At 43.6% G+C, this 2030-nt stretch carries 2 protein-coding genes; one reads left to right on the forward strand and one right to left on the reverse strand.

Annotated elements, in window-relative coordinates:
• On the forward strand, positions 1-373 hold a 373-nt coding region (locus tag M595_RS27190), incomplete at its 5' end, for a winged helix-turn-helix domain-containing protein (RefSeq protein WP_023069809.1).
• Positions 374-593: 220 nt separating this feature from the next.
• On the opposite strand, the gene M595_RS27195 is transcribed toward M595_RS27190, so the two are convergent.
• Positions 594-1643, reverse strand: a complete 1050-nt coding sequence (locus M595_RS27195; RefSeq protein ID WP_023069810.1) for an SIS domain-containing protein — start codon at positions 1641-1643, stop codon at positions 594-596.
• Positions 1644-2030: the final 387 nt, after the last annotated feature.

Below are 2030 nucleotides of genomic sequence, written 5' to 3' on the forward strand. Positions count from 1 at the left end.
TCTGAGAGAAACAAACGCCAATCGTGATGTTAGTGCAGAGACTATTCAGGTAGATGCTCTACGAATTGATACTGTCAAGCGACGGGTTTATAAAGGCGAGCAACTGATTCCTCTAACTTACATTGAGTTTAATCTTCTCGAACTGCTCTTAAAACATTCTGGTGAGGCGGTTTCTCGTTCAGAAATTCTTCAAGAATTGTGGGGTTATGCACCTCGACGAATTGCGGATATGCGGGTTGTCGATGTTCATGTCGCTCGTCTACGCGCAAAAATTGAAGAAGATCAACGTAATCCCGAATATATTTTAACAGTGCGGGGAATTGGTTACGCCTCTCAACGCTTGCCGATTGTAGAGGAAGCTATTGGAGCTTGAGCCAATCTATTTTTAAACATTTGGGTTCCTAAGAAAAAACCAACACTACAACTTCAACTTTTGTCTCAACTTTTGTCTCAAAATCGAATTTGATATTAACTTAAAGTTTGGATCAATTCTCTGAACTTTAAATTTAAAAAAACCTGGCGATCGCTTTCAGTGTGTTCACAAGATGGATTGAAAGCGATCGCATAGCGTTGTTGAAGCACAAACAGTCATGCTATTGTGTTTTTGTGACTTTTTTCAGTCCCCGAGGCTGATCGACATCATAACCTCGCATTGTGGCGATATAGAGGGCAAAAAGCTGTCCGGGAACAATCGCACAAATCGGTGATAACCATTCAGGAATATCATTCGGTAAAGGTAAAGTAGTCTGAGCTTGGCTCAAAGTTTGTGGATCATTTCCGAGGGTAATAATTTCGGCACCTCGTTCAATGAGTAGCGGCATTAAATCCTGTTGCATCTCGTTTAAAATCGGCCCAGAAACAGCAATCACAACAATCGGAAAACCCGGTTCAATCAATGCTGAAGGGCCATGCAAAAAATCCGCACTGCTGTAAGGTTCAACCAAAGTATACGTTAACTCTTTCAACTTCAAAGCAAGTTCAAAAGCAGTAGAATAGTTATACCCTCGACCGATAACAATACAACGCCTCATCTGACAATAAGGCTTAATCGTTTGGTAAATATTCGGGTTGAGTTCAAAGGTTTGTTCCACCCACTGCGGCACCAGTCGTAAAGTTGTCAACATCGACTCATTAGCCGCTAATTGAGAACTTAACATCGCCAAGGCTAATAATTCCGCCGTGTAAGTTTTTGTCGCCGCAATAGAACGTTCAACACCTGCACTCAAGTTAATCACATGATCGGCTTGTTGGGCAAGGGGAGACTCAGAAATATTAGTCATTGCAGCAGTTAAAGCACCTTGTTGACGGGCTTCGGCTAACACCTCCACTAAATCTGGACTTTCACCACTTTGACTAATCCCTAAAACCAGCACATTTCCGAGCCTGGGAGGGCGTTTATAGAGGCTGTAGAGGCTCGGTGCAGCTAACGTGACTAAAAATTGATTGATCGTTCCAAACAAGTATAGGGCATAACGAGCGGCGTTATCGCTACTTCCTCGGGCGGCAATCACAATATGAGTAATTTGTCGGTGTTGAATGGCTTCAGCCAGGTGTTGGATGGCTTCAGCTTGTGTATCCAAAAGTCGGTTTAAGGCTTGGGGTTGCTCTTGTATTTCTTGTGCCAGATTAGAATTAATCGACATGATAGTTGCTAATGGAAGTGCTTAACTTGATTTAAATGGAGTGAGAAGACTCCCGTGATAGCTATAAGTTTAACGGGGGATGGGGCTGATCAACCCTGGAATTCATTTCCAGCGACAGCCCCTGATGAATCACGACCAAAACAAACAGCTTACGAATGGTGTGGTCAACTGTAAGACATGAGTGAACTACTCACACTGACCGCCGCGGTACAATGTGAGCTTCTGATTTCTCAGCCCGATGCCCTTTCACCGTCGCGGTTATCTGGTCTTAAACAGGCTCCCTCAGCAGAGACGGGGTTCCCTCCGCCAAAATGTATTATTCTGATGCCTTCATTTCTTATGTTGAGTGCGGCGTTACTGTCACAATCGTGGTGAGTTTTACAGTTA

This window comes from Lyngbya aestuarii BL J (assembly GCF_000478195.2).
Taxonomy (GTDB): Bacteria; Cyanobacteriota; Cyanobacteriia; order Cyanobacteriales; family Microcoleaceae; genus Capilliphycus; species Capilliphycus aestuarii.

Excerpts from the sequence above, each read along its gene's own strand:
- M595_RS27195 (WP_023069810.1), bottom strand. The coding sequence starts at position 1,643 with ATGTCGATTAATTCTAATCTGGCACAAGAAATACAAGAGCAACCCCAA.